We start from the raw sequence: 1,075 nt of genomic DNA on the forward strand, positions 1-1,075 counted from the left end.
GTTATCTTATTAATCAGCTCGCTCGTTTTGCGGTTCCGCTTTTTTTCCTTATTTCTGGTTACCTTATCCAACCTAAGCTGAGCAGCAATCCACTCGAAACTTTAGTCAACTATGCGAAACCTCTAATGAAAATTTGGTTGGTTTGGAGCGTGATCAGCTTACTCATGCCGTTCCAATGGCAAGTCGTAGCAGAAGCGGGATACCTTGCCGAACGACAAGGCTACTGGGGATACTTAGCGTCTGCACCATTGAATTCATTACTAGAAGGCGGACTTGTCCACCTGTGGTTTATTCCAGCATTGGTGATTGCGGTCGCTATCATCGCCTGCTTAGTTCGAATTGGCATGACGCAGTTACTGCTTCCAACAGCAGTGCTGCTTTACGTCTATGGTGTTTTGGCAGGCAGCTATGCACCTCTCACCGATTTACCTGCTCCGTTTTTCACTCGTAATGGGCCATTTTTCAGTACCTTGCTAGTGGTATTTGGCTACTTGATTCGAGAAAAACAGTGGCTTTGGTCACGCAACAACACCATTCGCCTGATTCTCCTCGGTATGGCTCTGCACTTTGGTGAAGCCTACTGGTTGATGCAGTACGATGTGGCCTTCAACTCTAATGACTTCTTGTTTGGTACCGTCATTTGGTCGCTCGGCGGGTTCATGTGGCTGTTAGTTCATCCTAATTTTGGCAACATGCCATGGGTATTCAAGTGGGCCCCAAGTGTTTTAGGCGTTTACGTGAGCCATCTGTTGGTCATTATTGTCATGATGAACATAGCGGGCTTTTTAGGATTACAAGACTTAGCAAAAGATGCCTTCTTGTTTCCTGCCACTCTCGTCGTGACCTTGTTGTTGGTAAGGGCAATTGAAGCATCTCCACTGAAAAAAGCCCTACTCCGCTAAATGGATTCAGCAATACGCTAACACTAAAGTGTTAGCGTATTGATTTTTAAAGTGAGAGTTCTCTCTCACTCACCAAAATTTGACTTTCTAATCCTTCAGAATTTGCCGTCACTCACAAAAAACATTGTTCATTTGCTTTAGATTGACCCGACTATTACAACATTGCTCATTAA

Annotated in this window: 1 protein-coding gene; it reads left to right on the forward strand. The window is 44.6% G+C overall.

Features of this window, described 5'->3' with window-relative positions:
* On the forward strand, positions 1–902 hold a 902-nt coding region (locus R7O12_RS26620), incomplete at its 5' end, for an acyltransferase (RefSeq protein WP_318127075.1).
* Positions 903–1,075: the final 173 nt, after the last annotated feature.

Source organism: Vibrio sp. Vb1574 (assembly GCF_033338675.1).